At 31.6% G+C, this 24,248-nt stretch carries 22 protein-coding genes; 9 read left to right on the top strand and 13 right to left on the bottom strand.

Annotated elements, in window-relative coordinates:
- Positions 1–12 precede the first annotated feature (12 nt).
- The 9 genes from OF897_RS05280 to recQ form a co-directional block, all read right to left on the bottom strand.
- Positions 13–606 (bottom strand): TetR/AcrR family transcriptional regulator, encoded by a 594-nt coding sequence (locus OF897_RS05280; RefSeq protein ID WP_267264645.1) that lies wholly within the window; start codon positions 604–606, stop codon positions 13–15.
- Positions 607–756: 150 nt separating this feature from the next.
- Entirely contained in the window at positions 757–1,581 is an 825-nt protein-coding gene (locus OF897_RS05275) for a CvfB family protein (protein ID WP_267264644.1), read from the bottom strand.
- 80 nt (positions 1,582–1,661) lie between these two features.
- Entirely contained in the window at positions 1,662–2,147 is a 486-nt protein-coding gene (locus OF897_RS05270; RefSeq protein WP_267264643.1) for a hypothetical protein, read from the bottom strand.
- 5 nt (positions 2,148–2,152) lie between these two features.
- The gene (locus OF897_RS05265; RefSeq protein ID WP_267264642.1) at positions 2,153–3,025 is read right to left on the bottom strand and encodes a DUF4476 domain-containing protein; all 873 of its coding nucleotides are present in this window, start codon (positions 3,023–3,025) and stop codon (positions 2,153–2,155) included.
- Between the two features lie 202 nt (positions 3,026–3,227).
- On the bottom strand, positions 3,228–4,631 hold the full coding sequence (gene lpdA / locus OF897_RS05260; protein WP_267264641.1) for a dihydrolipoyl dehydrogenase: 1,404 nt from the start codon (positions 4,629–4,631) through the stop codon (positions 3,228–3,230).
- A 118-nt stretch (positions 4,632–4,749) separates the two neighbouring features.
- Positions 4,750–5,100 carry a hypothetical protein gene (locus OF897_RS05255; RefSeq protein ID WP_267264640.1) on the bottom strand — a complete coding sequence of 117 codons (351 nt, stop codon included), beginning with the start codon at positions 5,098–5,100 and terminating at the stop codon, positions 4,750–4,752.
- A gap of 56 nt (positions 5,101–5,156) precedes the next feature.
- Positions 5,157–5,804 carry a hypothetical protein gene (locus tag OF897_RS05250; protein WP_267264639.1) on the bottom strand — a complete coding sequence of 216 codons (648 nt, stop codon included), beginning with the start codon at positions 5,802–5,804 and terminating at the stop codon, positions 5,157–5,159.
- 23 nt (positions 5,805–5,827) lie between these two features.
- Positions 5,828–6,913, bottom strand: coding sequence for a glycosyltransferase (locus tag OF897_RS05245; RefSeq protein WP_267264638.1), 1,086 nt, complete (start codon positions 6,911–6,913; stop codon positions 5,828–5,830).
- A gap of 42 nt (positions 6,914–6,955) precedes the next feature.
- Positions 6,956–9,160, bottom strand: coding sequence for a DNA helicase RecQ (recQ, locus tag OF897_RS05240; RefSeq protein ID WP_267264637.1), 2,205 nt, complete (start codon positions 9,158–9,160; stop codon positions 6,956–6,958).
- 146 nt (positions 9,161–9,306) lie between these two features.
- Here recQ and OF897_RS05235 point away from each other — a divergent pair, with 146 nt between their 5' ends.
- From OF897_RS05235 to OF897_RS05195, 9 genes are all read left to right on the top strand, one after another.
- A complete protein-coding gene (locus OF897_RS05235; RefSeq protein WP_267264636.1) occupies positions 9,307–10,266 on the top strand; it encodes a KpsF/GutQ family sugar-phosphate isomerase in 960 nt (319 codons plus the stop codon).
- 86 nt (positions 10,267–10,352) lie between these two features.
- Positions 10,353–10,943, top strand: a complete 591-nt coding sequence (locus tag OF897_RS05230; protein WP_267264635.1) for a hypothetical protein — start codon at positions 10,353–10,355, stop codon at positions 10,941–10,943.
- 45 nt (positions 10,944–10,988) lie between these two features.
- On the top strand, positions 10,989–11,813 hold the full coding sequence (tatC, locus tag OF897_RS05225; protein WP_267264634.1) for a twin-arginine translocase subunit TatC: 825 nt from the start codon (positions 10,989–10,991) through the stop codon (positions 11,811–11,813).
- 144 nt (positions 11,814–11,957) lie between these two features.
- Positions 11,958–12,335 carry a DoxX-like family protein gene (locus OF897_RS05220; RefSeq protein ID WP_267264633.1) on the top strand — a complete coding sequence of 126 codons (378 nt, stop codon included), beginning with the start codon at positions 11,958–11,960 and terminating at the stop codon, positions 12,333–12,335.
- The gene (locus tag OF897_RS05215) at positions 12,329–13,066 is read left to right on the top strand and encodes a DUF2071 domain-containing protein (protein ID WP_267264632.1); all 738 of its coding nucleotides are present in this window, start codon (positions 12,329–12,331) and stop codon (positions 13,064–13,066) included. Before OF897_RS05220 ends, OF897_RS05215 begins: the two co-directional genes overlap by 7 nt.
- On the top strand, positions 13,057–13,809 hold the full coding sequence (locus OF897_RS05210) for a class I SAM-dependent methyltransferase (RefSeq protein ID WP_267264631.1): 753 nt from the start codon (positions 13,057–13,059) through the stop codon (positions 13,807–13,809). The genes OF897_RS05215 and OF897_RS05210 overlap by 10 nt, the downstream gene beginning before the upstream one ends.
- Before the next feature lie 12 nt (positions 13,810–13,821).
- Complete coding sequence (locus OF897_RS05205) at positions 13,822–14,232, top strand: hypothetical protein (protein WP_267264630.1); 411 nt, start codon at positions 13,822–13,824, stop codon at positions 14,230–14,232.
- A 42-nt stretch (positions 14,233–14,274) separates the two neighbouring features.
- Positions 14,275–15,906 carry a M1 family metallopeptidase gene (locus OF897_RS05200; protein WP_267264629.1) on the top strand — a complete coding sequence of 544 codons (1,632 nt, stop codon included), beginning with the start codon at positions 14,275–14,277 and terminating at the stop codon, positions 15,904–15,906.
- 122 nt (positions 15,907–16,028) lie between these two features.
- The gene (locus OF897_RS05195) at positions 16,029–17,885 is read left to right on the top strand and encodes a M61 family metallopeptidase (protein WP_267264628.1); all 1,857 of its coding nucleotides are present in this window, start codon (positions 16,029–16,031) and stop codon (positions 17,883–17,885) included.
- A gap of 576 nt (positions 17,886–18,461) precedes the next feature.
- Here OF897_RS05195 and OF897_RS05190 read toward each other — a convergent pair.
- From OF897_RS05190 to OF897_RS05175, 4 genes are all read right to left on the bottom strand, one after another.
- Positions 18,462–19,358, bottom strand: a complete 897-nt coding sequence (locus OF897_RS05190; protein WP_267264627.1) for a GLPGLI family protein — start codon at positions 19,356–19,358, stop codon at positions 18,462–18,464.
- Positions 19,359–19,365: 7 nt separating this feature from the next.
- Positions 19,366–20,190 carry a GLPGLI family protein gene (locus OF897_RS05185; protein ID WP_267264626.1) on the bottom strand — a complete coding sequence of 275 codons (825 nt, stop codon included), beginning with the start codon at positions 20,188–20,190 and terminating at the stop codon, positions 19,366–19,368.
- Between the two features lie 125 nt (positions 20,191–20,315).
- A complete protein-coding gene (locus OF897_RS05180; protein ID WP_267264625.1) occupies positions 20,316–22,262 on the bottom strand; it encodes a M56 family metallopeptidase in 1,947 nt (648 codons plus the stop codon).
- A gap of 20 nt (positions 22,263–22,282) precedes the next feature.
- Entirely contained in the window at positions 22,283–24,244 is a 1,962-nt protein-coding gene (locus tag OF897_RS05175; RefSeq protein ID WP_267264624.1) for a M56 family metallopeptidase, read from the bottom strand.
- Between the last annotated feature and the right edge of the window lie 4 nt (positions 24,245–24,248).

Genomic DNA, 24,248 nt, shown 5'->3' with positions numbered 1-24,248 from the left:
AACAGTTTTTAATTATTTTTTAAAAAGCATATTTAAGATAATATCTTTTCTGTCAGCAATCAGTAAATCAAATTCTTTGTCATCAATCATCATATTCTCTAGAAAAAGAGGACGCACCGCACTCGGAAATACCAAAAGTGAGATCATATTGAGAACAAATTGTACAGGTGCCATCTTTTCGATGTTTCCCAATTCCATTTCTATTTCAATATCCGCATACAGTTTCTTTAATTCCTCTTCTTCTACATCCCTTTTATGACAACTTCCTTTATTAATTTGCGAGACAATATAAGTTTCCAAATAAGGATATTGAAGACTTGTCTGTAAACTTCCGTCAATAAAATTGGCAATCTTTTCTTTAAAAGGAAGGTCTGAATTCATAATCAGTTCAGATTTTTCTTTTTCCACTCGATGAGCTTCATCAAAAATAATTTGAATCAGATTATCTCTGGATCTGAAATAGTAATTAATCAGTGTTCTGTTGACACCCGCTTCATCGGCTATTTCCTGTGTTGTAGCATCAAACTTCCCTTGCACGAAGAAAAGATTCTTTGCAGTTTGCTTGATTAACTCTTGGGTTTGGTCTTTTTTTTCTTGTTTTGACATTTTTGTTAAACAATTTTGTGCAAATATATATCAATCATTTGTTTTGACAAAATTGTTAAACAAAATAATTAAGTAATTTCTTGTGATTATTATCATAAAAAAACTCCGAACAAATGTTCGGAGTTGCAATTTTATATTTGAGGAATAATTCTATAGTAACCTTATTTTATCATCTAAAATATCGACCACTTTATCTTTATATAAACCTCCTAAAGCTTTTTTAAAGTTTTTCTTGCTCATTTGCAGTTCATCTTTAATTTCTTCCGGAGAAGATTTATCTGAAAGATGCAGTAAACCGAAATTTTCTTCTAATTTGTTTAGGATTTTTTGTCTGAATTCATCAATATTTTCAAAACCTACAGGTTGAAGAGAAACATCTATTTTTCCGTCTTCACGAATTTCTTTAATGTAACCTTCTTCTTCAGATAGCGGATACAGTTTTTTGTAAACATCGGTGGTGTAGATCAGTCCAATATATTTTTTATTAATAATAACATTCCAGCCTAATTCACTTTCGTTCATCATCAGCAATTCAACTTTATCCCCTTTTTGGAAAGGTAAATCCTGATATTGAGGATTTCTCTTAAACTTGGTAGTTCCGGTAATTAATTTTAAATCTTCATCAATATAAAGATTCACCAAATATCTTTTTCCTTCAATAATCTTTGTTTTCTGCTGCTTATACGGAATAAAAAGATCTTTAATAATTCCCCAATCCATAAAAGCACCGCTCGGAAGACTTTGCACACAATTCATTACGGCAAATTCACCAACTTCAGCCAAAGGAGTTTCGGTTGTAGCTTTTAGCTTGTTATCATCCTGATAAACAAAAACTTCCAATTCATCCCCAATTTCTTTTTCTTCCCGAATGAAAACTTTAGACATAAAAGCTGTTTCGCCAGAATCGTCATTAAGCATCCATCCTGAATGATTTTTTTCTGAAATTTTTAAAGTTTGGGTTTTTCCGATTTGCATCAATGATAAATTTAGGGTGCAAAGGTAAGGAAAATAAGTTGGAGAGTTTTAGAGTTTAAGTTTGCTGAATTGATTTAAAATTAATTTCTATAGTTTTTCAAATCACTAATAAGGTTCTGCGATTCCTTTAAATAATCTGTATTTTCATCATTATTAAATACACCAACAGACTTTATCAGTTTATCTTTTTCATAATAACGTCTTAGTTCAGACAGCAGTTGAGGTTTTTCTAAATATCCATTTTCATCAACAGTCTGATATTTTTTAGAATGCACAAAAACCAATTTACCATTTTCTGTAAAGAAATATTCGGTGGTAATTATCCATGCAGATAAACCTAGCCAATATTCCATTTTCAAAAGTTTATTATTTTTATAGTATCCTTTTAATTCAACTCCATTATCAGTCACTTGATTTTTATCCATGAAATAAGAATATGGAACCGTTTTAATTTTAAAACCTTTTGTCTGATTAATATTTAGAACGGTCTTTTTTACAGACTCAATATTTTGTCCAAATAATAATCCGGAAAAAACAATTAGTGAAAATGGAATCAGCTTTTTCATAATGTTTAATTATTAGAGATAAAATCCATTAAATTACGTCTGCTGCTATCAAAATCCAATGCATCTCCAACGATAAAATATTTCTGTTTGTCAACACATTTTGAAAATAATGATTTAGCCAAAGTAATTTTATTTTTATCAAAACTTAAATCTTTCACTAAAACAGCAATCTGATCCGAAGTAAACATCGCGTGACGACCTTGCTGATTAATAAATGTAATTTTCTTATCATCAAACCATGCATCTTTTTTCATTGCAGACATAAATTGCTGGAAAGTCTGGTTATCCATTACATTCGGATAGTTTATGTTTCCATTGTTACCTGAATTTGCATAAGGATTATTCCAAACGTCATTCCAGTTATTAAAGCCATAATAATCATTTTGAATCGGATAAGAATCTAACAAATACAGACCTTTATTTGTGAAAAAATCGAGCACCAATCTGCTGTTGTTTCGGATATTTAAAGTTGTTCTGTAAATCAAATAACCGTTATCATAAATAGCAATAGGAACTCTTCCCGACGAAAGATCAAAAAAGCGGTATTTTCCTGAATTATTTGAAATTGACTGATCACCTAATTCCACATTAAAATATCCTTGCTCAGGAATTCTTAAAAAAACTTCTGCATACCCGTAATTCTGATTCCACTGATAATTTGGATTCGTCGGTCTTCTGTTTTGATTATTCTGATTATTTGGATTTCTAAATCCTGAATTACCGGAATTGTTATTTTTTGAAGCCTCTGTTTTATCTTTGGAAGCCCCCATTTCATTTTTTGAGGCTTCATTTTTCAAAAGTTCACCTGCTTTTCCGGCTTCCTGTGCAAAAAATAGTAGACCAGATAAAACAGCACAAATTGTAAATATTCTTTTCATAATGATTTGATTTTATAGTGAATTCGAACTCTATTTTCATGCCAAAAACTGACAATTTTAATTAAACTAAAATTTAAATTTTATCCGTTTAACCTTGCTCAAAATATTGAACCCAAGGGAAATTTAAACAAAAAAAAGAGAAGCCAAAACTTCTCTTTTATATATCTGCCAAAACTTGGCTTTTGTACTTTTTACTTGACTCTTACATGTGAAGTGCTCTCTTACCTGTAGCATCCAAAGCAGCTTCTTTAATAGCTTCTGCGTAAGTTGGATGTGCGTGAGAACTTCTTGCAATATCTTCTGCACTTGCACGGAATTCCATTGCAATTACACCTTCAGCAACCAAATCTGCAGCTCTCGCTCCAATCATATGGAAACCTAGAACCTCATCTGTTTTTTCGTCAGCGATAATTTTCACCAAACCATCGATATCACCACTTGCACGGCTTCTTCCTAAAGCTCTCATTGGAAAAGTTCCAATCTTGTAAGCTACACCTTCTTCTTTCAATTGCTCTTCAGTTTTACCAACTCCTGCAACTTCAGGCCAAGTGTAAACAACTCCAGGAATTAAGTTATAATTGATGTGAGGTTTTTGTCCAGCCAAAGTTTCAGCAACAAAAACTCCTTCTTCTTCAGCTTTATGAGCCAACATTGCTCCTTTAATTACATCACCGATTGCATAAATATTTGCAACATTAGTCTGTAGATGATCGTTGGTTTTAATTCTTCCCCTTTCATCTAATTCAACACCCGCTTTTTCAAGAGCAAGTCCGTCTGTGAAAGGTCTTCTTCCTACAGAAACCAAACAGTAATCTCCTTCAACAGTAACCTCCTCTCCTTTTTTATCTTTAGCAGTAATTTTTACAGAATCTCCGTTTCTTTCAACGGCAGAAACCGCTGTAGAAAGCATAAACTTCATTCCCTGCTTTTTAAGAACTTTAGTCAATTCTTTACTTAAAGCTCCATCCATTGTAGGGATGATTTTATCCATAAATTCAACAACAGTAACCTGAGAACCTAATCTTAAGTAAACTGACCCTAATTCAAGACCGATAACTCCACCACCAATTACAACCAAATGCTTAGGAATTTCTTTTAAATTCAAAGCTTCAGTAGAAGTAATCACTCTTTCTTTATCCAAAGTGATGAAAGGCAAAGAAGACGGTTTAGAACCTGTTGCGATAATTGTATATTTAGACTCAATGGTTTCTGAAAAACCGTCGTTTTTAGTTACTTTAATCTGAGTAGCAGATTCAAAGCTTCCAACCCCTTCAAAAACAGTAATTTTGTTTTTGTCCATCAGGAAGTTAATTCCTTTTGTAGTCTGCTCTACCACTTCATTTTTTCTCGCAATCATTCTTGCGATGTCAGCTTGTGGCTCGTTAATGATAATTCCATGGTTTTCGAAATTGTGTTTTGCGTTTTCGAAATGCTCAGAACTGTCTAAAAGTGCTTTTGAAGGAATACATCCAACGTTAAGACAAGTTCCTCCCAATGTAGAATATTTTTCAATAATTGCTGTTTTGAAGCCTAATTGTGCAGCGCGAATTGCAGCCACATAACCTCCAGGACCGGAACCGATTACGGTAACATCAAATTGACTCATTTTATATTTAATTTATTTATTATTCAGTTGATTAATTCTTACAAATTTAATGATTAATTACCACGCCACAAAGTGAGTTTTGTCAAGTTTTTTGAAAGGAATTCAGAATATTTAAATGTTAAAAACTAACATTTAATTTTCCTTCACCGAAAACTTCTCTATTTCCAAAAAAGTTTCCTCCGCCAATATACCAAGGAAGGTTTTCGAGATATTCTACGGCATTTTCAGGCTTCATTTCAGCAACCTCTTTTTTAGCGATAATTCCTTTAAACCATCTGCTTAATTCTGGAGAATTTTCAGATTTGATAAAATATTTAAGCCAGATTCTTTGACAAAGTCTGCATTGAATAATACTAACTTCAGCGTTTCTGCCATCTGTAAAATCGGTTCCTACTATTGAAGTTCTATATTCAGATTCAATTAAGTCATGCTTTTCACAGGCACAACCCAATTTCGGGAGTTTTTTCATGAATGATTTATTGATTTTAAATAAAATTGAGGTGCAAATTTAGGTAAATATAAAGATTATTTATTCGTCGGTTTTTCGTGTGAGAAACAATCATCTGCAAATTTTAAAATTCTTTTCTTGATAGTTTCATCACAGTTTCCACAATTTGAATTCATTGTTTTTACAAGATTTTCCTTAATTCCATTTGTCTCTTTATAGTTTTCAAAATCATAAAAACCACTGTATGCAATAGAATTATACCAATCTAAATATGTTTTCCCAGATTTATCAAAATCTATATATTCAAAAAACTCTTTTGGATATTTTTCCGCATATTTTCTTGCAGGAATTCCTGTATATTCTCCCAGAGCTCCGTCTTGAATAAGTATCGTTTTATGTAAAATCCATCGGTAAAATGGTCTTAAAGAATCATTATCTGTTGTAACCAAATTTAATAATCTCGCAGTTTCAGGTTCATCCTTAGGTCTATAGTTGCCTAAATAAAACTTTAACGCTTTTGAATCTAAATTTTTATTGGTAATATAATATCTCACAGGTTTTCCCCAAACAGAATCGAGATCAATAGAATGAGTTAATCCAAAACCTTCTTGCCAATTTGTAGATTCATATTCTACTGTGTCTTTATTTTCTTTAATGGCTGAAATTTCTTGCTTTTTACAAGAGAATAAAGTGAGTAAAAACAGTAAGAAAATAATTCTTCGCATTTAATCGATTGAGTTTAAAAATATTATTTGTTCACTAAATCCAATAGAATTTTCTCGTATCTATCTAAAATAATTTCCTTTGAAAACCTCGATTTTATAGAATTTTTTATTGAATCTGAATCGTAATCACGATGAATAAGGGTAAGAATTTTTTGTGAAAAATCTTCATGATTTTCAATATCCGCAATTTCTCCGTTTGTATTGTGCTGAATGATTTCGTTGATTCCGCCTTTACAGTTATTAACCAAAGAATACGTTCCGCAAGCTCCGGCTTCCAATAAAACATTTGGGAAACCTTCGTAACGTGAGGAAAGAATAAAAAGATCTGCAAACTTTAAAAACTGATACGGATTCTCTTGTCTTCCATGGAAAATCACCTGTTTTAACCCTAAAAAATCTTTCATCTGATGAAGTATCTCACGATCTCTTCCATCTCCTAAAATATGAAGGATAATTTTTTCATTTTTAAGCCTTGAGAAAACTTTTAGCAAATTATCAAAACCTTTTCTTGCTGATAAATTGCCGATGGCAACTACGTTTTTATAATTATATTTAAAACTTTCGGGTTTAGTAGAAATTAAAAGTTTTTCATTAATAAAATCAAAATCTACAGGATTATTGATTTTTGTGATTTTATGCTTTTTAATATTAAAATTGCTCACTAAATCATTCATCATATCATCGCTTTGCGCAATAATCTGCTGATAATTATTGTAGAAATTATAAAAAAATTTTATTTCTTTTCTTTTAATGTGTTCAGAAACAACATTGGTTTCTCTTGCAATAAATTTAATTTTCGGGAAAAGCTTAATAAATAAAGACAAATACGCATTCACTTCACCAAATCCAGAAAAAACAATATCAGGTTTTCTACGATAAATTTGAGAAAGAATGGGTTTTAGAGAATTTCTGATTCGTTCGATATTCAAATCGATAATTTCAACGTCTTTTTTAAGTAAATTTAAGTACCCCCCCTGTTTACGAAGAAGCAAAATTTTAGTTTCAAAACGATCTCTTGAGAGATGATTTGCGATGGTAGTAACGATTCTTTCTGCACCTCCGGTTTCCAAATCCGGCAGAATAAACATGACAGAAATTTTCTTATTCATAATAAAAAAAACTTACCCCAAAATTAGATAAGGTTATATTTTCTAATTCGCAACGTCACTGATAAATTTAATTCGCAACATTCTTACTTCTTCGTCAGACAATTCGTCTCCAAATTCATCTAGCAAAACTTTCATGCTGTCGCTTTCAGATTCAGTCATGAACTCCATGAATTCATCTACTATATCTTCATCAAAATTTTCTTCGATGTAGTAATTGATATTTAATTTTGTACCCTGATAAACAATACGTTCCATTTCCTTTAAAAGATCATTCATTGAAAGATTTTTGGCTCTTGCAATATCTTCCAAATCAATTTTCTTATCGGTATTTTGAATGATGAAAACCTTGTGACTCGATTTATTAGCCACATTTTTCAAAACCATATCTTGAGTACGCTCTATATTGTTTTCTTCAACGTAATTTGCAATAAAATCTGCAAATTCTTTTCCGTATTTTTTAGATTTCCCTTCACCTACTCCATAAACTTTTGCAATTTCCTCTACAGTAATCGGATATTGTACCGTCATATCTTCCAAACTCGGATCCATAAAAACCGTGTAAGGTGGAATCCCATGTTTTTTGGCAACTTTTTTTCTAAGTTCTTTTAAAAGTGCAAAAAGATTTTGGTCTAAACCTCCGCTAGATTGTTGCTGTACCTGATCGCTTTCTGCTTTTGTCTGAGACAAATCAAATTCACGGTCTTCAGCAATTAAAAAACTTTCTTTATAAGTATTATCTAAAACCTGATGACCTTTTGGTGAAATTTTTAAAACGCCATAGGTTTCAATATCTTTTTGTAAGAAATTCTGAACAGTTGCCTGTCTTAGGATTGTTTTCCAATAATTATCTTTTTCAGATTTCCCAAAACCAAAAAATGAACTTTGCTCCATTTTATAGGATTTGGTTACAGCATTTTCTTTTCCAACAATCACAGAAATTAAATCTTTAGACTTAAATTTCTCTTGAGTTTCATTAATTAATTCTAATGCTTTTTTCAAATCTTCTGAAGCATCTTTCAGCTTTGGCGGATTTGCCGCATTATCGCACATTTTCGCTCCTTCACCATTTACCGGATCGAAAATTTCTCCGAAATAATATAAAATATACTGTCTTCGGCTCATTGAAGTTTCGGCATAACCAACCACTTCATTTAAGAGCTGCAAACCGATTTCTCTTTCAGAAACAGGTTTTTGAGCCAAAAATTTCTCTAATTTTTCAATATCTTTAGGATCATAAAAAGCAAGGCAATACCCTTCTCCTCCATCACGACCTGCACGACCGGTTTCCTGATAATAACTTTCCAAAGATTTTGGGAAATCATAGTGAATTACAAAACGAACATCAGGTTTGTCAATTCCCATTCCGAAAGCAATTGTGGCAACAATTACATCTGCTTCTTCCATTAGAAATTTATCCTGATTGGCAACTCTCACTTTTTGGTCAAGACCTGCATGATAAGGAAGAGCATTGATTCCATTCACCTGAAGAAGCTGTGCAAATTCCTCCACTTTTCTTCGGCTTAAACAATATATAATTCCCGATTTACCTTTATTCTTATTGATAAATTTCACGATTTCTTTGTCAATATTAACTTTTGGAGTTACCTCATAAAACAAATTAGGCCTATTAAAACTTTCTTTAAAAACTAAAGCATTCGACATTCCCAAAGTTTTTTGGATATCATCCTGCACTTTTGGAGTTGCTGTAGCCGTTAAAGCAATCACAGGTACATCTGCAATTTTATCGATAATTTGTTTTAAGTTTCGATATTCAGGTCTGAAATCGTGTCCCCATTCTGAAATACAGTGCGCTTCGTCTATTGCAACGAATGATATTTTTACATCTTTCAAAAATTCAAGATAATCTTCTTTAATTAAAGATTCCGGAGCAACATATAAAAGTTTTGTTTTTCCGCTTTTTATATCATCAAAAACCTGCTTGGTTTGGGTTTTGTTTAGAGAAGAGTTCAGAACGTGGGCAATACCTGTTTCCGAAGAAAGTCCGTTTACAGCATCTACCTGATTTTTCATCAGTGCAATTAGCGGCGAAACGACAATTGCAGTTCCCTCAGAAATAAGAGCCGGAAGCTGATAGCAGAGAGATTTACCTCCTCCTGTAGGCATCAGGACGAAAATATCTTTTCCGTTTAAGAGATTATTGATGATCTCTTCCTGCTGTCCTTTGAAAGTTGAAAATCCGAAGTATTTTTTTAATTCGCCTGATAAATTGGCTTTTTTTGCGCTCATCTAATTTTGTATTGCTAAATTTGCATCCAATCCAAAGTTATAAAATTTTTACTTAAAATGAAAGCAATAGCTTTTTTTACTGTTTAAATTTATATTGAGTATAAATTGAATTCTTTGGTAATTTACATACTAATTTCGTTATAAAAATGGAAAGAGACAAAATTATCTCAATCGCAAAGAACACATTAACTATAGAAATTTCTGAACTGGAGAAATTAAAAGAAAGAATCTCAGACGAATTTGTAAAAGCAGTAGAACTAATTCATTCTGCAACCGGAAAATTGATTGTTGTAGGAATCGGAAAATCTGCACACGTTGGAAATAAGATTGTTGCAACTTTAAATTCTACGGGAACGCCTTCACAATTTTTACATGCTTCAGAGGCAATTCATGGAGATTTGGGAGTTATTCAAAACCAGGATGTAGTTTTGTGCATTTCAAATTCAGGAAATTCTCCTGAAATCACCAATTTGGTTTCTTATTTAAAAGATTATTCTTCCGCTTTAATTGCAATGACTGGAAACAGAAAAAGTAAATTGGCAGAATTTTCTGATGTCATTTTAGATACTCATGTTGATTTAGAGGCATGTCCGAATAAACTGGCTCCGACAAGTTCTACAACCAATCAAATGGCTTTGGGAGACGCTCTAGCAATTTGTTTAATGGAATTGAATGATTTTAAAGAAAATGATTTCGCTAAATTTCATCCGGGTGGAAGTTTAGGTAAAAATTTAACCGCAAGAGTTGAGCAGTTTGTTTCTTCTCAAAAACCTCAAGTTAGTGAAGATTCATCAATAAGAGATGTGATTATCTCTATCAGTTCTTCAAGCCATGGAATTACCGTTGTAACTAATGAAGAAAAGATTATCGGAGTTATTACCGACGGAGATTTACGAAGAATGCTTCTTAATGGCGATGATATTTCTACAATTTTAGCAAAGAATATCATGTCTGCAAATCCGAAAACGATAGAAAAAGATGCTTTAGCAAAAGAAGCGATGAAAATTTTAAAAGATAATAATATCGGACAATTAATCGTGACAGAAAACGGGCAGTATTTCGGAATTATTGATTTGCATAAATTGCTGGACGAAGGAATAAATTAGGTTTGATATTATTTAAAGTGAGAAATTTTATAATATTTTGTTTTGCATTTTTATCATATAATCTAAATGCTCAAGAAGTTGATAGAATGTATTATTTATTAGGAGCAGTTGATAATTATTCAGGTAGAAATTATGACCTAAAAAACAGTGAATATAAAGGCTACATTTTAAAGGTCAATAAAGATGAAACCAATAAAATTAAAAGGCTTGAAGAAGTTTCCGGATTAAAATTCTCAAGTTTCAGTTCCGAAATTTTAAAAGATTGGGTCTCTCTTAATTCTGATCATTATGAAAAAGAAATTAATAAATATTATTCTTTCTCTAAAATGAAAGGTATAGAAAATTATAACGGAAAATTAAATCTTGACAAAGTTTTAAAAGGAACAAAAAACCAATTATTATCTTATTTGTTAGGTTCATTTTTAATTCATGGAAGTATAAAAATAGAAAATGACGGTGGAGATCAGTACGAGGTTTATCAGATTTCAGTTGCTAATGCTCAACCACAATTTGAAGTTTTAAAATCCATTTTAAAAGAATTAGGCGTATATACTATTAAAGAAGAGATTTGGTATAAAACTCCATTTACATTTCATGTGAAATTTTCACCTGATTCCGAATTAAAAACTTTATTAGATAAAGAATTAGCTTATCAGAACAATAAGTATCTAAAATAATTATTATCATTGCAAATCGAATCTCAGAATTCATAACATAAATTTATGGCAGAAGAAAAAGACATGTCTTTTTGGGGACATATTGGCGAGCTGAGAGGACACTTGATCCGATCTATCATAGCAATTATTGTTGCGGCATTTATTGTCGGTTTTAACATTAATTGGATTATGGATCACATCTTTTTTGGTCCTACAAGAAATGATTTTCCAACTTTTAAATTGGTGAATGAATTTTCCCGTTGGATTTTGGGCGAAGACAGTATTACTTTACCGGACGAATTTCCGGTGCGTGTTCAGAGATTATATCAGCAGTTTAATGTGATGATGGCAGTTTCCATTTTTGGTGGAATTGTAGCCGCATTTCCATACATCGTGTGGGAATTATGGCGATTTATCGGCCCTGCTTTACATCCGAATGAAAGAAAAAATTCAATTTTTGTCATTAATTCGGTTTGGATTTTATTTATGACCGGAGTTTTGTGTGGATATTTTCTGATTTTACCTTTCGCTGTAAATTTTGGAGTTATTTTTAAAATTTCAGATATTATCATTCCACTCTATGACTTAAGTGATTATACTACTCTATTCTTACAGGTCGTTTTAGGAATGGGAGTTGTATTTTTATTTCCGGTTTTGATTTATTTCTTAACCAACATCGGAATTTTAAATCCGAAATTCATGAAAACATACAGAAGACACGCCATCGTTTTAATTATGGTTGTTGCTGCAATTATTACTCCTGCAGACGTTTTGAGTATGATGATGGCAGCTTTACCATTATTGCTATTATATGAATTTAGTATAGTAATGTGTGGTTACACTTATAAAAAAGTACAGAAAAGAGAAGTAAAGCTTCCTGCGGTAAGGTAAAATGCATTAAAAAAAATCAAATATTAATCAAATAGCTTGTTGAAGAAAATCCAATAAACTATTTTTTTAAATTTAATTTTCAATAATTACTGAAAGTTCAAAAAGTTTTATTTATATTTGTTTAGAAATAAAACAATAATCAAGATGAATAAAATATTGAACTATTTAATTGCAACAGTTTGGTTTGTCAATGGTCTGTTTTGTAAAGTTCTAAACTTAGTTCCAAGACATGAGCAAATCGTTGGCAGAATTTTAGGTGACAATCATTCAAGAATTGCAACAATAATTATTGGAATTTCAGAAACAATTATGGCAGTCTGGATTTTATCCGGATTTAAATCAAGACTGAATGCAGCAACACAGATGATCGTCATTGCTTCAATGAACATTCTTGAATTCATTTTAGTTCCAGATTTATTACTTTGGAAACATTACAATTCGTTGTTTGCTTTTCTTTTTATGATGTTGATTTATTTCAATGAATTTTATTTAAAACAAAAAACCAAAAAAGTATCATGCTGAAATTTCTAAAAAATCACCCGTTCGCTGTAGAAGCTTTTTTTGAAAGTTCGCTTGTTTTCACCTTCGCAGTTCCGAAAGAAGAGCTGAAACATCTTATCCCGGAATGTCTCGAGTTAGATATCTTTCAAGATAAATGGGCTTTCGTAGCTGCAGCTATGGTTCAGACTAAAGACCTCCGTCCGAAAGGCTTTCCGAAATTCATGGGAAACGATTTCTTTTTAATTGGTTATCGTGTTTTTGTAAAATACACCAACAGCGCTGGAAAAAGACTGCGAGGTTTATATATCTTAAAATCTGAGACCGATAAAAAGAAAATGGAATTCATGGGAAATATTTTCACCCATTACAATTATACAACGACCGACATCCATCAAATTGAGAAAGAAAATTCAAAAGAAATCCACTCAATTCAGTCAAAATTTAAAGTCAGTTTAAGCAAAACAGAAAAAGATATTTTGCTGCCAGAAAATTCACCATTTGCGGACTGGAAAGAAGCCAGAAGATTTGCCGGACCTTTGCCTTTCACTTTTACTTATAATGAAAAAACAAAAGAAGTTCTCATCATTGAAGGCATAAGACAAAACTGGACTCCTGAACCCGTAAAGGTTCTTGATTATCACCTCGATTTTTTAGATAAATTACAACTGAAAAATCCAATTTTAGCCAACGCTTTTATTATTAAAAATATCCCGTATTACTGGAAAAAAGGAAAAATAGAATCATGGAAATAAATAGAAGAAAATTTCAGGGCGTTTTAAATATTTTAAGCTTTAACCGACATTTTTACATTTTCGGAATCGGAGTTTTAGCTTTAATTATAATCAGTCACCAAATCTTTCACTGGTCAGATAGTCTGTTTTGGATCATCATCATTTCATTTTTATATGGACTTATAATGCCTTTGATTGTCTCTGCATATATTTATGATTTTTCCGGATATTATAATTTTAATTGGCTTAAAAAATGTGAAATTGACGATTTAAAGGTTAAAAAAATTGTCAATATCAATGCAGGTTTTGATGAGACAAGTTTTATCATTAAAAACAATTTCCCCAATGCAGATCTGAAGGTTTTCGATTTTTATGATTCTGAGCGACATACCGAAGCAGCAATTATAAGAGCTAGAAAAGTAAGCTTGGTTTATCCGAATACACAACAAATGAAATCAGATTCAATAGCAATGAATGATAGTTCTATTGATCTTGTTTTTCTTCTTTCGGCGGTTCATGAGATCAGATCAAATGAGGAAAAAATTCAGTTTTTGAAAGAGTGTCATCGGATTTGTAAACCAGATGGAAAAGTTATTATGGTTGAACGTTTAAGGGATTTTCCAAATTTTTCAGCATTTTCAGTCGGATTTACTCATTTCTTTTCGAAAAAAACTTGGAGGAATGCTTTCGAAAGTGCAGGTTTTAAAACTTTTGAAGACATTAAATTTACTCCGTTCATGTCCATTTTTATTTGTAAACCATAAAAACTTTTGATAATGCATACTCAGTTAATTATTATCGGGATCATATTCATTGTTTTAGCATCAATCCACATTATTTTTCCGAAATATTTTGAGTGGGAAAAAGAATTCAGATTATTGAGCCTGATCAACTCTCAAATTATGAAAGTTCATACTATTTTCATTGCTCTGACCGTTTTTTTAATGGGTTTACTTCTTCTTACATCTTCAGATGAATTAATAGAAACCAATCTTGGTAAAAAAATAATATTCGGATTGGCAATCTTTTGGACTTTCAGACTGATCATTCAGTTTTTTGGTTATTCATCAAAACTCTGGAAAGGCAAATTATTCGAAACGAGTGTACATATTATCTTTTCTCTGCTTTGGATCTACATAAGTTTTGTGTTTTGGACTATATATTTTAGTCTTACTATATATTCTTGAGATTAAATTTTATATTTTTGAAAGCATCAAGTTTCACATCTTATGAAAAAAATTTCATATTCGCTTCTATTGATTTCCGGTCTTGCTTTCGGACAGTTTTTTGAAAAGAATAAAACATTCACAAAACAGGATACTTTAAAAGGGTCAAATACAAAATTCCGGGATTTTTGGGATGTTAAAAAATATGATTTGTCTGTAGAACCTAATTTCGAACAGAAAAGCATTAAAGGGAACAATACAATTAGTTTTGAAATTACTAAAAACATAAAAAATCCTGTTTTTCAGATTGATTTACAACAACCGATGAAAGCTGATAAGGTTCAGTGCAGTTTTCCTACAATTGGCAACTTTAAAAGAGACGGTGATTTCATCTTTATTTCAGCTAATAAATCTTTAAAAAAAGGAGAAAAATACACAATTGACGTAACGTATTCTGGAAATCCAATTATTGCCAAAAATGCACCTTGGGATGGAGGCTGGATTTTTAAAACTGATGAGAAAGGAAATCCTTGGATGAGCGTTGCCGATGAAGGAATCGGAGCATCAGTCTGGCTTCCTACAAAGGACATTTGGAGTGATGAACCAGATTCCGGAATTGTAATGAAAATTATTACTCCGAAAAACTTACTTGGAGTCGGAAATGGAAGGTTAATCAATCAGAAAACAGAAAATAATAAGAACGTTTTCACTTGGGAAGTGAAGAATCCAATTAATGCGTATTCTATCATTCCGAATATTGGAAATTATGTAAATTTCAAAGATTCTTATGACGGCGAAAGAGGGAAATTAGATCTTGATTATTGGGTTTTAGATTATAATTTAGACAAAGCTAAAAAGCAGTTTCAGCAGGTAAAACCGATGATGAAATCTTTTGAATATTGGTTCGGACCCTATCCTTTTTACGAAGATTCTTATAAATTAGTAGAATCTCCACATTTGGGAATGGAGCACCAAAGCAATGTAGCCTACGGAAATGGTTACAAAAACGGATATTTAGGAAGAGATTTATCAGAAACCGGAGTAGGGTTAAAGTGGGATTTCATCATCATCCATGAAAGCGGACACGAATGGTTTGCCAACAATATTACTGCAAAAGATCAAGCAGATATGTGGATTCATGAGGCATTTACCAATTATTCTGAAGTTCTTTTTACCGAAAATTATATTGATAAAAAATCTGCAGATATTTATGCACAAGGAATTCAGAATACTATTGAAAACGATGTTCCTATTATCGGAAAATACGGTGTGAGAAATGAAGGAAGCGGCGATATGTATGCAAAAGGTGCAAGTATGATTCACACGATGCGACAGATTATCAACGATGATGCTAAATTCAGGCAGATCTTGAGAGGTTTGAATAAAGATTTTTATCATCAAACTGTAACTACCCAACAAGTAGAAAAATACATTTCTGAAAAGGCCGGATTTGATTTTTCGAGTATTTTCAACCAATATTTAAGAACGGTGGATGTTCCTGTTTTGGAATATTCTCAAAATGGAAATGAACTGAAATATCGTTTTGTAAATGGAGTTAAAAACTTAAATCTTCCGATAAGATTTGGTGATCAAACTATTTCTCCGAATGAAAACTGGCAGGTTTTAAAACTTCAAAATTCAAATCCGGTGCAGTTTAGCAAGAATTATTACATTAGATATAAAAAAATTCAGTAAAATATTAAGAGCAAAATCGGTTTTCGGTTTTGCTTTTTTTAACTAAAATTTAGCAATAAATTATATTTCCGCTTGTAACAAATTCAATTTAAAATCAACTACTTATCTATAAATTAGACCTAATGAAAAAAATAGTAATAAGTTTAGGGATTCTGGCAGTAGCTTTCGTTCAGGCACAGTCGATTAAAACCAATATCGATTTACTTAACGTAAAAGACGATAAAGTAGCCGTAACGATGGAATTTCCGAAAATGAAATCGAACGACGTAAAATTTCACTTTCCTAAAACCGTTCCCGGAACATATTCTGTGGATGATTACGGAAGATTTGTAGAAGGAATCAAATTTTTAGACAATAAAGGAAAAGAAATCGCTTTTACCAAAGTAAATGACAATACGTATTCATTAAAAAATGCAAAAGCTTTAACCAAAATTACGTATTTCGTTAACGACAGTTTTGATGAAGAAAACGAAACTCAAAAACACAAAGCCGTATTTTCTCCTTCCGGAACTGATATTGAGGAAGGAAAAGTTTATTTAATCAATACCCATGGTTTTATTGGATACATCAACAATATGCAGGATGTGCCTTATCAGTTGGTTATTCAGAAACCTAATGATTTTTATGGAACGACTGCTTTGGTTGATCAGGATAAATCTGAAGCGACCGACACTTTTACCTTGGCGAATTATGCTAAACTTACTGACTCTCCATTAATGTATTCAAAACCTGATTACATCACTTTCAATGCAGGCGGAATGGATCTTGTTTTAGGTGTTTATTCTCCGACCGGAAAATATAAAGCAGCAGATTTTAAAGAAAATTTAGAAAAAATGGTAGTTGCTCAGAAGAAGTTTTTGGGCGATATGAATACCAATAAGAAATATGCCATTATGCTTTATCTTGCAGGAACTCAAGGTCCGCAAATAAAAGGTTTTGGAGCTTTGGAACATCATGAATCTACAAGTGTTGTTCTTCACGAAATGATGCCAAAAGAAGCGATTGATGAAGCAATTGTAGATGTCGTTTCGCATGAGTTTTTCCATACGGTAAATCCTTTAAAAACACATTCTGAGGAAATTCACTATTTCGATTATGCAGATCCGAAAATGTCTCAACATCTTTGGATGTACGAAGGCGGAACCGAATATTTTGCCAATTTATTCCAGATTCAGGAGGGGTTGATTACGAAAGACCAATTTTTACAAAGAATTGCTGACAAAATCAAAAACTCGAAAAGTTATAACGATACGATGCCATTCACGGTGATGAGTAAAAATATTCTTCAGGATGAATACAAAGATCAGTACCGAAATGTTTACGAAAAAGGAACGCTTTTGGCAATGTGTCTTGATATTGAATTGAGAAAATTATCAAACGGGGAAATGGGTTATCGTGACATGATCAGAAAACTGTCTCAACGATTTGGTGAAAACAAACCATTTAAAGACGATAAACTGATTGACGAACTGGTAACGATCACAGGATTTCCACAGGTAAAAGATTTTTATAATAAATATATTGCAGGAAGCAACCCGACTCCTTATGCTGAATATCTGAAAGAAGTAGGCGTTGAAATCAATAAACAGGAAACTCCGCCAATTTTCTGGTTTATTAAAAGCCCTGAGCAAACTGGCTTTGATGAGAAAAGTAGTGCATTTGTATTTGACGACCATTCTGCACTTTCTCCTTTTGCAAAAAATATCGGTATGAAAATTACCGATAAAGTTCTTGCTCTAAATGGTAAAACAATCAATATTCAGAACGTTCAGGAATTTATCGGTTATGCTCAATCCATCAAAGACGGACAAGACGTGACGGTAACGGTTCTTCGTAAAAATGGTGATAAAGAAGATAAAATTGACTTGAAAGGAAAAGCTATTTTAGATAAAATAACGATGGAAACGCTTCAGTTTAAAACCAATCCCACTCCTGCTGAGCAGAAACTTCAGGATCAATGGTTGACCGGGAAAAAATAGTTTTTTTAAACATAAATCTAAAAAGTCAGTAAGGTTATCTTGCTGGCTTTTTTCGTTTAAAACATATCCGTTTCGGTTATTTAACAGTCTGTTTCGGTTGTTTAGCGAATCATTTCTGTCTTTTATCTAAACGATACGGTCTTCTACCCAAAAGTTTCCGTTCTTAACCTTATTATTTCAATTTTTAACCGAATCGTTTGGGTTCGGAACCCTAATTTTCCGGTGGATAACCGAATCATTTCATTAAACAACCGAAACTATGAGGTGTTGAACCGAATGATTGAGATTGTTTAGTTTGATATATATTAATTTTAACGCAATAGCTCTCAAAGATTGATTTCCTGATCTTGAAATATTTTCCGTTCGGAAGGGCGTTCTACTCAGCTAAAGATGTAACTGCACATGGCTAAAAATCAACTGAAGATTTACGAACGCAGTTTTGATTTTCCGAACGAAAAGTTTTAAACAATAATTTATAAATCCTTAGCGGAGACATTAAAATGATTATTGCAATGGAAAACAAAAAAACAGCTCTCATGAGAAAGCTGCTTTTCTTTGTTAATATGAAGTGAAAATTTAATATAAATCTAATTCTATCGGATTATTGTTCTTTTTGAAACCTTCTTTGGCATTTTTTTCCATTTCTCTGAAAACCTGATTAGGATCTGAAATCTCTCTTCCATCAGCAGATTTTGTTTTGAAAATAACTTTATTGGTGTCAGAATTTTTAGACATCATTTCTCGCATATTTTTAGTAGGATCATTCTTGTAATTTTTCCATACTTTTTTAAACTGCTCTTTTGTAGCTTCGATATCTTTTGTTCCTACTCCGTAAATCTGCATTCCATTCGGAAGTGCAACTTCTTCATTTTCAACTTTATTTATTTTTTTATTTCCGGCTAAAGTCATCGAATGTGTTCCCGTTTTATCTTCAATTTTCACAATTAAACCTGGAAGTCCGTAGAATTTGTAAGGTCCGTCCTGAAAAGGAATTTCCGTTGTAAACCAAGCCGTCCATTGTCTTCCAAGATAAGTGGTCGTTGCTTTTTGAGCACTATATTCTCCAATTTTTTGTTTGTCGGGAAGAATTTTCCATTCTGGTTTTTTGTTTTCTTCGACTTTATAGCTGTCGCTTGCAACTCTTGTAAACAAATACGTTTTAAATTCAGGATACTGTTTTGTTACTTTATAACTAATTTGTCCGGGTTTCTCAGATCTATTGATGGTAAAACTACCAGAATTAAGCTTCATTTGTTTTGCCAATTCAGCATTTTGCGTAGAATCTGCAATATACTTTTGATTATCCATAAAAACAGAACCCTTTTGATCGATATCTAAAAGCATTACGGCGTTTTTCACATTGGCTTTATCCGTAGAATCTGAAACAAACTTGTAATCGTAAAAGAATCGGTTGGTCTGTGAAAAAACTAATACCGATAAAAGTAAGAAGCTTAAATTTAAAGTTGTTTTCATAAGTGTTTTATTTTTTAACTAATTCAATTCGGTTGTTGTCTTTTTTAATTTTTTCGATTTGGCGCTGTTCCATTTCTTTCATGTGATTATTTTGTCCTTCAACCATTTTGATAGTAATTCCGCCTGACTGAATCATTTTTAATCCACTTGTAGGATCTTTTTCAAAATCTCTGATCAGCTTATCATATTGCTTTTGATTGATTGAAATATTTTTATCAGAAATAATATCTTTTGAAAGTTCTTTTATATTTTTTACACCCTGCAAATTAAAAACATGAGATTTAGTCTTGTCTTCCAATTTCACGATAAGTCCCGGAAGACCATGAAATTTATACGGTCCATCCTGGATCGGAATATCTGAAGCAAACCACGCCGTCCAATGTCTTCCACCAAAATCAGCTTCTGCTTTCTGCGTATTCCATTCTCCTATTTTTTGTTTCTCTGAGCTGATTTTCCAGTTGATTTTTCTTTCTTCAGCTACCTTATAATTATCAAGAAGAACTCTGTTATGAAAAAACACATTGTAACCGGGATATTTTTTTGATATTTTATAATTCACTGATCCTTTCCCCGCATCTGCACTTATAGAAATGGCACCTCCATTAGAAGCCATTTTCCTAATTTCAGCTCTTCTCAAAGAATCTGAACTGTATTTGTCATAACTGTAAAATTGAGATCCCTCATCTGAAACATCGAGATTCATCATCTCAGATTTTACTTCAGATACATTGGTAGAATCTGGAATAAATCGGTATTCGTAAATGAAACGTTTGTTTTGAGCGTTCGCTAAAATTGCGATAAGTAATAAACTGAAAGTAGTTAATAATTTCATTCTAAAATTTATTTGGTGAAAAATTCCATTTTGTCAAGCTTTGAAAAACCCTTGTCTCCATAAGGGGTTCTATACATTTTCACAGATTTGAAAGGTGCTTTTGCAAGTTTTTCTTTTCCAAACATTTATTCTTCAAAACCTTTCATATACATTTTGACTTCTTCTTTTGTGTATTCTTTTCCATCTATAAAAAACTGACCATCTCTTAAAGGCATTACCATCGTATTTGAATTTACAGGTGCGTAACTTTTTTTATCTTTTGTAAGTGGTTGGTCTTTACCGGTAACATACGAAGCAATAAGATCAGATTTAAAAATAATCATATTATTTCTGTTAATTTGTGACTGTTTTTCTACTTTCGCCTGAAGCCTTTCCGCCTCATCTCTCAGTTCTTTAGTTTCTGCCTGAGTTAACGGATTTTTATCATAATCTCTTTTAGCAGCAACTTTTACTTCTTCTGCAATAATTTTTCCTGTATTTTCTTTTTCTCCGTTTTGTCTTTTTATTTCATTTTCACGAGCGGTATATTTTTGATTAACGTATTGCTCATAATACCATTTCGGATTTATTTTTTTGACTAGTTGATGAAATTTCCCAGCATTTTCTTTACTCATTTTAGAAATATCAGTTGCCTGAAAAACTCCATACTGTTCTCTTTCTCCAAAAATCCAATGGTCTTTGTCATTATTTACATGAGAATTTGAACTGAAAGCAATTGTTTTATTTTTATTTTGTTGATAATACTCTTCAAATTTTTGTTTAGAAACAATTTCTGCATTAATCACATATAGAGCTTTCTCATGGGCATTATTTAACTGCTCTTCATAAGGAATATCGTTTGCCTGAGGGCTATATTTTACTTTTTCTGCTGCAGGTGTATCCCAAACAACAGCAACAACTTTTCCGATAAACTGATCGTCTTTCTTTACATTTTTATTTTTTCCGCCAACGTAAATAATCGGTAAATCATTACTCAAAAAGTTTTTATTTGCAGAGAAATAATAATTTTTATCAGCATTAAATTCAGCCTTTTTCTGAGAAAATATCTCCTGACTTACTTTTTTACCATTAAAAATGAAAATATCATTTGCCTTATATTCTGACGTCCCATTTATTTCATCAGAAATCGTATCATGAGTTATTGATAAATTTTTTCCCTTATTTTTAATTAAATCAGCAATTGTTTCTATTTGCTCATTCTGCTTTTCAATTTCTTTATTTTCTGCATTTACCATATATGCAAAAGCAATGGTAAACATGATTGGAAGCGCAAAAAAACGTCTTGCGTAAGCATATTTTGTTTTTGGTTTTTGTATCATTTTGAGTCTTTTTTTAAGATTTGAATTCAGAAACGGACTGGTTCCCGGTAAAATATTTCCTGAAAAATGGCTTGATAACAACATCTCTGCAAAAGCTTTGGTATCAGATTGTTTTACAGCTTTTTTGTCAGCCAAATATTCGTGAATTAAACTAATTTCTTTTTTGACAATATGAAAAATTGGATTGAACCAGAAAATTGCAGTAACGATTTCGATGAAAATTTTATCATACGAATGTTTTTGTTCAATATGAACCATTTCATGCTTTAAAATCTGCTTTCCCAAGTCGGATTGGATGAGAATACTGTCTTTCCAAAATAGGTTTTTAAAGAACGAAAACGGTGCATCATGCAAATCAGTATGGTAAAAATTAATCCCACTGATTTTTTCTTGTCTAAATTTATTTTTAAGACGATTGATCCTAATAATTCCAATAAAAAGTCTGGTTAATAAAACTGTTGTAATTCCAGCGAGTAAAAAAGGAATATATCTTAAAAATTCATTCTTATCATTTGTATTTTTAATCTCTGTGAAATTTTGAAATTTATTGAGAATCAGAAAAACTTTGTCATTCAGTTCTATGGTAAAATATTCAATTTTCAACAACGGTAAAACCAGAGAAACCACAACCAGCAACAAAAGATAAAATCTATTATAGTGATGAAAAGTCTTGTCTTTCAGGAAAAATAAGTAATAAGCAAACATAATTCCTGAGCAAATAAATACTTTAAAACAATAGATTGCGGTTTCCATGATTTTGTGTTTTTATTATTTTATTTCTTAGTTTTGATATAAATCTCTCCTGATTTTTTTCCTGTAGTTTTTGTTTTATTTACAGTTATTGATTCAATATTTTTAGGATTAAGATTTTTCATTTCTTCGTTTGAACTTGCTTTTTCATCGATGAAAATTTTAATATCCTCATCAGAATTAATGTCAATTATATCTTTAACATTAGTCTTGAAAGTTGAACTATTAGGTAGAGCTCTGCTAATTGGTGGCGTTATGGATTGTGTATAAGAATAATTTACTTTTGGTGCATGAGCATTTACTGCAACAATCCATGGTTTTCCCTGTAATTCAGCTTGTTCTTTTCTGATTTCCTTCAGTTTTTTCTCAGCTTCAGCTCTTTCTTTATTTAATTTATCAAGCTTTCTCTGTTCTTTTTTAGTAAGCTCTTTCTTTGAAAAATTGCTTGTTCCATTGAAAAAACTATAATCATTTCCTGAATAATTTTTTACAATTTTCTTTAATTCTTCAGAATTAGCATTAATATCTTTTCCATTAATATAAAATTTATTGAGCTTTCCGTATTTCTCTTTGAATTCAGGTGAATTAAATTTCTCTTTTATTGCTTTAATTTTATCTTCGCTTAAATCTAAATCTTTAAAATCTTTAGAGTTTAACATTTTATCAAAATCAAACTCTTCTCCATGAACAGTTATTTTATAGTTATCTCCATCAGGGAAAACTCTTTTTACTTGCATATCTTTAAGAATAACTTTAGCATCTTTTTCTGCTAACATTTTATCTCTTCTTGTTAAAAGTTCTTCAAAATCAGCTTGATATAATTTGTCACGGGAAATCTTATCCATTTCACCAGAAAGCTGTTTCAATTCTTTAGCTTTTAATTCAAATTCGTAGCTTTTTTCACCTTTTTCTTTAGCTATTTTTTGAAGTTCAGTAGCTTTTTCTTTTGATTTTTCGCTTAACGTTTTTAGTTTTTCAGATTGAATTTTTAATTTCTCATTTGCCTTTGAAATTTTTTCCTGCTGTAATTTTACAATTTGATCCGTTTCATTTTTAGGAGATAAAGTATCTTTTTTAATTTCAGCAACGGCTTTTTCAATTTCAATATTGGTTTCTTTTATTTCTTTGTTTTTGGCATTCACCATGTAAGCAAATGCAACGGTGAATAAAACAGGCAGAGCAAATATTCTTCGCGCATATGCGAATTTTGTTTGAGGTTTTTGTAACATTTTAAGTCTTTTTTTAAGGTTTGAACTTAGAAACGGACTGGTCACAGGCAACTCTTTTCCGGAAAAGTGGCTTGCTAAAAGCATCTGCGCAAATGCTTTTGTGTCCGATTGTTTTACGGCTTTTTTATCAGCCAGATATTCGTGAATTAAGCTTATTTCTTTTTTAATGATATGAAAAAACGGATTGAACCAGAAAATAGAAGTGATAATCTCCATAAAGATTTTATCTACAGAGTGTTTCTGCTCAATATGAACCATTTCGTGCTTTAAAATTTGTTTTCCGATGTCTGAATTAATGACAATAGTATTTTTCCAAAAAAGATTTTTGAAATAGGAAAAAGGTGCTTCAGAAAGATTGGTCTGGTAAAAATTTACTCCTTCAAAACTTTCTTTTTTAAATTGGTTTTTGAGTTGTTGGATTCTGAAAATTCCGTAAAGAAATTTCCCTAAAAAATAGAGAGAAACCAATCCCAAAGCTGAAAAAATAATTCTAAAATAAATGTAGTCATTGTCTATGCTTTTATTTGCGTTTAAATTTTGTAGCTTACTAATTAATAAAAACAGATTTTCATTAACCTCAATTGTGAAATCTTCCACTCTAATCAAAGGCAGGAAAATCGAAATCAACATTGCAGACAAAAGGTAAAATCTGTTGTAATGATGAAACGTCTTGTCTTTTAGAGACAACTGATAATACAAAAACATTACACCCGAACAGATTATTACTTTTCCGAAATAAAAAATAAGAGCTTCCATAGTT

Source organism: Chryseobacterium formosum, from assembly GCF_026460885.1.
Lineage (GTDB): Bacteria > Bacteroidota > Bacteroidia > Flavobacteriales > Weeksellaceae > Chryseobacterium > Chryseobacterium formosus.
Note: the sequence above shows the minus strand (reverse complement) of the source record. Positions and strands in the feature narration are given on the sequence as shown.

Coding starts and splice junctions, on each gene's coding strand:
- OF897_RS05280 (WP_267264645.1), bottom strand. CDS start 606: ATGTCAAAACAAGAAAAAAAAGACCAAACCCAAGAGTTAATCAAGCAA.
- OF897_RS05275 (WP_267264644.1), bottom strand. CDS start 1,581: ATGCAAATCGGAAAAACCCAAACTTTAAAAATTTCAGAAAAAAATCAT.
- OF897_RS05270 (WP_267264643.1), bottom strand. CDS start 2,147: ATGAAAAAGCTGATTCCATTTTCACTAATTGTTTTTTCCGGATTATTA.
- OF897_RS05265 (WP_267264642.1), bottom strand. CDS start 3,025: ATGAAAAGAATATTTACAATTTGTGCTGTTTTATCTGGTCTACTATTT.
- lpdA (WP_267264641.1), bottom strand. CDS start 4,631: ATGAGTCAATTTGATGTTACCGTAATCGGTTCCGGTCCTGGAGGTTAT.
- OF897_RS05255 (WP_267264640.1), bottom strand. CDS start 5,100: ATGAAAAAACTCCCGAAATTGGGTTGTGCCTGTGAAAAGCATGACTTA.
- OF897_RS05250 (WP_267264639.1), bottom strand. CDS start 5,804: ATGCGAAGAATTATTTTCTTACTGTTTTTACTCACTTTATTCTCTTGT.
- OF897_RS05245 (WP_267264638.1), bottom strand. CDS start 6,913: ATGAATAAGAAAATTTCTGTCATGTTTATTCTGCCGGATTTGGAAACC.
- recQ (WP_267264637.1), bottom strand. CDS start 9,160: ATGAGCGCAAAAAAAGCCAATTTATCAGGCGAATTAAAAAAATACTTC.
- OF897_RS05235 (WP_267264636.1), top strand. CDS start 9,307: ATGGAAAGAGACAAAATTATCTCAATCGCAAAGAACACATTAACTATA.
- OF897_RS05230 (WP_267264635.1), top strand. CDS start 10,353: ATGTATTATTTATTAGGAGCAGTTGATAATTATTCAGGTAGAAATTAT.
- tatC (WP_267264634.1), top strand. CDS start 10,989: ATGGCAGAAGAAAAAGACATGTCTTTTTGGGGACATATTGGCGAGCTG.
- OF897_RS05220 (WP_267264633.1), top strand. CDS start 11,958: ATGAATAAAATATTGAACTATTTAATTGCAACAGTTTGGTTTGTCAAT.
- OF897_RS05215 (WP_267264632.1), top strand. CDS start 12,329: ATGCTGAAATTTCTAAAAAATCACCCGTTCGCTGTAGAAGCTTTTTTT.
- OF897_RS05210 (WP_267264631.1), top strand. CDS start 13,057: ATGGAAATAAATAGAAGAAAATTTCAGGGCGTTTTAAATATTTTAAGC.
- OF897_RS05205 (WP_267264630.1), top strand. CDS start 13,822: ATGCATACTCAGTTAATTATTATCGGGATCATATTCATTGTTTTAGCA.
- OF897_RS05200 (WP_267264629.1), top strand. CDS start 14,275: ATGAAAAAAATTTCATATTCGCTTCTATTGATTTCCGGTCTTGCTTTC.
- OF897_RS05195 (WP_267264628.1), top strand. CDS start 16,029: ATGAAAAAAATAGTAATAAGTTTAGGGATTCTGGCAGTAGCTTTCGTT.
- OF897_RS05190 (WP_267264627.1), bottom strand. CDS start 19,358: ATGAAAACAACTTTAAATTTAAGCTTCTTACTTTTATCGGTATTAGTT.
- OF897_RS05185 (WP_267264626.1), bottom strand. CDS start 20,190: ATGAAATTATTAACTACTTTCAGTTTATTACTTATCGCAATTTTAGCG.
- OF897_RS05180 (WP_267264625.1), bottom strand. CDS start 22,262: ATGGAAACCGCAATCTATTGTTTTAAAGTATTTATTTGCTCAGGAATT.
- OF897_RS05175 (WP_267264624.1), bottom strand. CDS start 24,244: ATGGAAGCTCTTATTTTTTATTTCGGAAAAGTAATAATCTGTTCGGGT.